Annotated in this window: 5 protein-coding genes; all 5 read right to left on the reverse strand. The window is 70.7% G+C overall.

Annotated elements, in window-relative coordinates; all coding sequences use genetic code 11:
• On the reverse strand, positions 1–1,185 hold a 1,185-nt coding region (locus tag FGF04_RS14635), incomplete at its 3' end, for an AI-2E family transporter (RefSeq protein WP_149512276.1).
• Between the two features lie 124 nt (positions 1,186–1,309).
• A complete protein-coding gene (locus FGF04_RS14640; RefSeq protein WP_149511737.1) occupies positions 1,310–2,020 on the reverse strand; it encodes an aggregation-promoting factor C-terminal-like domain-containing protein in 711 nt (236 codons plus the stop codon).
• 459 nt (positions 2,021–2,479) lie between these two features.
• Entirely contained in the window at positions 2,480–3,805 is a 1,326-nt protein-coding gene (locus FGF04_RS14645) for a PhoH family protein (RefSeq protein ID WP_149511738.1), read from the reverse strand.
• A gap of 339 nt (positions 3,806–4,144) precedes the next feature.
• The gene (locus FGF04_RS14650) at positions 4,145–4,918 is read right to left on the reverse strand and encodes an isoprenyl transferase (protein ID WP_149511739.1); all 774 of its coding nucleotides are present in this window, start codon (positions 4,916–4,918) and stop codon (positions 4,145–4,147) included.
• Positions 4,919–5,615: 697 nt separating this feature from the next.
• Positions 5,616–6,111: HAD-IC family P-type ATPase (locus FGF04_RS14655; protein WP_149512277.1), on the reverse strand; the 496-nt coding region annotated here is incomplete at its 5' end.

Raw genomic sequence — 6,111 nt, forward strand, 5'->3', positions numbered from 1 at the left:
CGCGACCACCGCCCCGCCGATCCCCGCGATCACCCCGCCCGCCGCGACGGACAGCACGACCGCGAGCGGGTGCACCCGCACCGCCCGCCCGAGGATGAACGGCTGCAGGATGTGGCCCTCGATCTGCTGCACGGCCAGCACCACGACCAGCACCATGACGGCCGTGAAGACGCCCTGGGTGACCAGCGCGACGACCACCGCCAGCGCCCCGGAGACCACCGCGCCGACCAGCGGGATGAAGGCGAACAGGAAGATGAAGACGGCGAGCGGGACGGCCATCGGGACGTCGAGGAAGAAGATGCCGAGCCCGATGAAGATGGCGTCGATCAGGGCGACTATCACCGTGCCGCGGACGTAGGCGGTGAGCGTGCGCCAGGCCCGCGGACCGGCGCCGGCCACGCCCGGCCGCGCCGCCGCGGGGACGAGCTTGAGGGTCCACTCCCAGATGCGCTTGCCGTCGTAGAGGAGGAAGAGCGTGGAGAAGATCGTCAGCAGGATGCCGGTGAGCGCCTCGACGATGACGGTGACGCCTTCGAGGCCCGCGGAGGTGATCTCCTCGGTGTTCGCCCCGACCGCCTCGCGCAGGCTCTTGGCGATGTCCTTGATCTGGTCCTCGGTGACGTGGAACGGGCTGTTCAGCAGCCAGCGCTGCAGCTCGTCGATGCCGTCCTGGATCTGGTTGGAGAGGTCGTCGATGTTCTCCATGACCTGCCAGACCACGAACCAGCCGACCAGGCCCATGATGACGAAGCCGAGGACGGCCGTGAGCGCGGTGGCCAGCCCGCGCGGCACCCCGTGCCTGCGCAGCCGGGCGACCGTGGGCTGGAGCAGCGCGGTGACGAGCAGCGCGGCGACGAAGGCCAGGACGACGAGCTGGACGGCGCTGATGACGCGCATCAGCACCCAGACGGTGCCCGCGAGGACCAGCAGCCGCCAGCCGGCCTCGGCGGCCACCCGCACGCCCCAGGGGACGGCGGTGGCGGGATCGGGGCGCTCGGGCCTGACGGTGCCCGGGGAGGGCGCCAGCGGGGACCGGACGTCCACACCGTCCGCCCCGCTCCCGCCGCCCGCGGCCTCGTCGGCGTCGTCGTCCTTCTCGGCGGCGGCGCGACGCGCGTCCAACCGCTCTCCCACTTCGGTGAGTCCGGCCCCTATCCGGCCGAACCACCCTGGCACTCGCGACATGATCCGTCCTCTTCCCCCGTTGCTTCCCACCACTCCCCCCGGAGTCATCGGCATCGACCGTACATGGCAGAAGCCCCTCACCGTAGGACGGTGAAGGGCTCCGCGGGGTTGAGCCGGAAGGGGCTCAGTACCAGTTGTTGGCCTGCCAGAAGTTCCAGGCGCCGCACGGGCTGCCGTAGCGGCCGTCCATGTAGCTGAGGCCCCACTTGATCTGGGTGGCGGGGTTGGTCGCCCAGTCCGCGCCGGCCGACGACATCTTCGACCCCGGCAGCGCCTGCACCAGGCCGTACGCGTCGGAGGTCGGGTTGTCCGCCTGGTAGTTCCAGCTGGACTCGTGGTCCACGATGTTGCTGAAGCACTGGAACTGGTCCGCGGGGACCAGCTGGCGCGCCATCGCCTGGACCTCGGCGACGGTGTACGACGACTTGACCGCGAAGCTGGACGCGTCGCGCGTGGCGGAGCGGCTGGCGACCTTCGCGGCCTCCTTGCGCTCCTTGGCTTCCCGCTCGGCCTTCTCCGCCTTCTCGGCGGCGGCCTTCTGCTTGGCGATCGCGTCCTTGGCTGCCTGCTTGCGCGCGGCGGCCTCGGCGTCCTTCTTGGCGGTGGCGTCCGCCGCGATGGCCTGGGAGTCGGCCTGCTGTGTCAGGGAAGCGGTCTGCACCTGCGCCTGAGCACCCGCGGGGATGTCGGCGAGGAGCGTCGCGCCGCTCGCCGTCGCCTCGGCGTCGTCACCCGAGGGTGCGGTGCTGCCCGAGGCAACACCCGTAACGGCGCCGACAGCGGTGACTGCGGTGGCCGAGGCCACTGCGAGCCCACGGACCGAGATCCGGCTCACACGGTTTCCTTCCAGCATCGACCGCTACAGGTGACCCTCGCGGACGCAATCGTGCCCCTGGCACTGGCCTCCCAACTGCGGGGTCACGGGAGGCGCGGGCCCGGTGGGCAACTCCCCGAGGGGGAGCGCCGCGTGGTGCTCGGGCGGCATACGACGTCGGTATGGAGTTCTGGTGTTCCTGCTGTGCTGTGCCGCTGGGGGTACAGGTGTGTCGTATGCGGGGCCTGACAGGAACGAGACTCTAGCCGTACCGCGGCGCCAGGAGGCAATTCCGTGCCGGGTGTGAAAGCTCACACCCCGTTCGCCCCAGAAGTTTTCCGGAAACGAGCGCACACGCGGGCGCCGCCCGGCTAGGCTCTTGCACCTTTGCCGGACGGCGCCAACTACCGTGTATTCACCACCCGTTGACCGTCCGCCGCACTGTCCGGCGGACAGACGGGACGGGTGGGGCGGACAGGGTCAGATCTGCCCGTCCTCCAGCATTTCGGTCACCAGGGCCGCGATCTGGGAGCGTTCGGACCGGGTGAGCGTGACGTGCGCGAAGAGGGGATGGCCCTTCAGCTTCTCCACCACGGCCACGACACCGTCGTACCGGCCGACCCTGAGGTTGTCCCGCTGGGCCACGTCGTGGGTCAGCACGACCCGCGAATTGGCGCCGATGCGGGACAGGACGGTCAGCAGGACGTTCCGCTCCAGGGACTGCGCCTCGTCCACGATCACGAACGCGTCGTGGAGGGAGCGGCCGCGGATGTGCGTGAGCGGCAGGACCTCCAGCATCCCGCGCGCGGTGATCTCCTCGATGACCTCGCGGCTGGTGACCGCGGAGAGCGTGTCGAAGACCGCCTGCGCCCAGGGGCCCATCTTCTCGGACTCGGAGCCCGGCAGGTAGCCGAGCTCCTGCCCGCCGACCGCGTACAGCGGCCGGAAGACCATCACCTTCTTGTGCTGGCGCCGCTCCAGCACGGCCTCCAGGCCCGCGCACAGGGCGAGCGCCGACTTCCCGGTGCCGGCCCGGCCGCCCATCGACACGATCCCGATGTCCGGGTCGAGGAGCAGGTCCAGCGCGATGCGCTGCTCCGCGCTGCGGCCCTTGATGCCGAAGGCCTCGCGGTCGCCGCGCACCAGCCGGACGTTGCCCTCGGCCGTCACCCGGCCCAGCGCCTTGCCGCGCTCGGACTGGATCGTCAGGCCGGTGTGGACCGGGAGGTCCGACGCCTCGGGCACGTACAGGGTGTCCTCCTCGAAGAGGAGGTCCACCTGCTCGCCGGAGAGGGTCAGTTCGGACATTCCGGTCCAGCCGGAGGAACTCGTGATGGCGAGTTCCGCGCGGTACTCCTCGGCGAGGAGACCGACCGAGGAGGCCTTGATCCGCAGCGGGAGGTCCTTCGACACGACCGTGACGTCGAACCCCTCGGCCTGCAGGTTGCGGGCGACCGCGAGGATGCGGGAGTCGTTGTCCCCCAGGCGGTAGCCGCTGGGCAGCACGCTGGGGTCCGAGTGATTGAGCTCGACACGGATCGTCCCGCCCAGCTCCCCGGTGGGGATGGGGTCGTCGAGACGGCCGTACTTCACCCGGAACTCGTCGAGCAGGCGCAGGGCCTGCCGGGCGAAGTAACCGAGTTCAGGATGGTGCCGCTTGGCCTCCAATTCCGTGACCACGACGATCGGCAGCACTACTTCGTGCTCGTCGAAGCGGTTCATGGCGTGCGGGTCGGCCAGCAGGACGCTGGTGTCGAGAACATAGGTGCGCCGGTCTGGCATGCGGCGCTTTGTGCTGGTCACCACGGAAGGACGTACCCCCTCGGATGAGGTCGGGGAGCGACGGAGGAGAGCTGGACCGGTCTGCGGCACCGATGCACGGGCCGTGAACCGGCCCTCCGCCTCGTCCGTACTGACCGCACGGTCGCGCTGGTGCAAAGGGCCTCCCGGGCGGACGGCCCCGTGCCGTCCGCTGAGATCCGACACCCGTGGTTCGGGCGTCGACCTGGTGGCTTTATGCCCTCGAACGAGCCAGGCCATGCCGACCGGCACGGAGGCGCCCCGGTGAACTCCTCGTTACTCCTGCCCCACGGGACCGGCCCGCGGCCCCGCGGTGACCTCGCGGCGGGTGCCCGCCGCGGTCCCTCATCCGCCGTAGCGCCGGTGGCGGGCCGCGTAGTCGCGCAGGGCGCGCAGGAAGTCGACCTTGCGGAAGGCCGGCCAGAAGACCTCACAGAAGTAGTACTCGGAGTGGGCCGTCTGCCAGAGCATGAATCCGGACAGCCGCTGCTCGCCGCTCGTACGGATCACGAGGTCGGGGTCGGGCTGGTCGCTGGTGTAGAGGTGCTTGCCGATCATGTCGACGGTGACGTCCTCGGCGAGCTTCTCCAGCGAGGTGCCCTTGTCGGCGTGGTCGAGGATCATCGAGCGCACGGCGTCGGCGATCTCCTGGCGGCCGCCGTAGCCGATGGCGACGTTGACCAGTATCCCGTCGACGTGCGCGGTGGACTCCTCGGCCTCCTTGAGGGCCGTCTGCATCTGCGAGGGCAGGATGTCCGGCGTGCCGACGTGGTGCACGCGCCAGCGGCCGTCGGCGGCGAGGGAGGTCACGACGTTCTCGATGATGCCGAGCAGCGGTACGAGCTCTTCCTCGGGGCGGTCGAAGTTGTCCGTGGACAACAGCCAGAGGGTGACGACCTCGACGTCGGTCTCGGAGCACCAGCCGAGGAACTCCTCGATCTTGTGCGCTCCGGCCCGGTGCCCCTGCGCGGCGGTGCTGCCCGCCGCCTTCGCCCAGCGCCGGTTGCCGTCCATGATGACCCCGATGTGCTTGGGCACCTGGTCGTGGTCAAGGTGGCCTTCCACCCTGCGTGCATAGAACCTGACCAGCAAGCGGCGCAGGTTGTCGCGCAGGTTCACGTTTCCGTCAGCCCCTCCGTGCAGATGGCAGTCTCCGAGGCCGACACCTTACAGCCGCCGGAGCCCCTCTCCCCCTTGGGGTGCAAGGCCTCCGGGCGGCCGGACGGAAGGGGCCGGGGACCCGGCAAGGGGGCGGCGCCCGGCGCGACGGCGGCGCGGTGCGCGCGCAGGGGGTGCGCGGGAGCGCATGAAAAACGGGCCGGTCCGTGGGGGGGAGACGGACCGGCCCGAGGGGGGGTTTCCACCATAACCCTTCGTAAGGGATGCTGCGCGCATCGGCGTGCCACAACTACTCTCCGGAGTCGCCCGGCGACGCCCGGGTGGGCACGGAGACGTTCGTTCCGAGGCAGATCATGGCCGGATCACAGCGAATTCGAAGGCGGCCGAGGAGAATACGGAGCGAATCAGGGGGTTCGCACGCGGATATGAGGCACCAGACCGTTCGTCTCGGACGTACGCCCCAAGGGTGACGCGCCGGGGCGCCGCCCGTCCGCCCCACCGCGGACGGACCTGGAAGGCAGGCACCGCGCGGCCCCCTCCACCGCGCGGTACCACCCCGCGCAGCTTTGCTGGCGCGAATTGCCTTCGTCAGAACCTACGCGACGACGAGGAGCGGAATGAGCCAATCGGCATAACGATGTGGAAACTCTGTGTACGTTTTCGGGATTTTCGCGGCACCTCGGCCCGCCCGCGGCTCCTACTCGCGCCAGGCGCTCTCCCGCAGCAGGCGCAGGCCGTTGAGGCCGACCAGGATCGTCGAGCCCTCGTGGCCGGCGACGCCGAGGGGCAGCGGAAGGTGCCACGCCAGGTCCCAGACGACGAGGACGGCGATGAACGCCCCGGCCAGGCACAGGTTCTGCACGACGAGGCGCCGGGCGCGGCGGGAGAGGGCGACGGCCTTGGGCACGGCCGTGAGGTCGTCGTGGACGAGTACGGCGTCCGCGGTCTCCAGGGCCAGGTCCGAGCCGCCCCGGCCCATCGCGATGCCGGTGTGGGCGGCGGCGAGGGCGGGGGCGTCGTTCACCCCGTCGCCCACGAAGAGCACCTGACCGCCCAGGTCCCGTACGGCCTCGGCCTTCTGATGCGGGAGCAGGTCCGCGCGCACGCCGTCGGCGGGGATGCCGGTCCGTCCGGCCACCGCGTGCGCGGCCCGGTGGTGGTCGCCGGTGAGGAGGGCGGGCGGGGCGGAGGTG

It is taken from the genome of Streptomyces apricus, assembly GCF_008369065.1.
Lineage (GTDB): Bacteria > Actinomycetota > Actinomycetes > Streptomycetales > Streptomycetaceae > Streptomyces > Streptomyces apricus.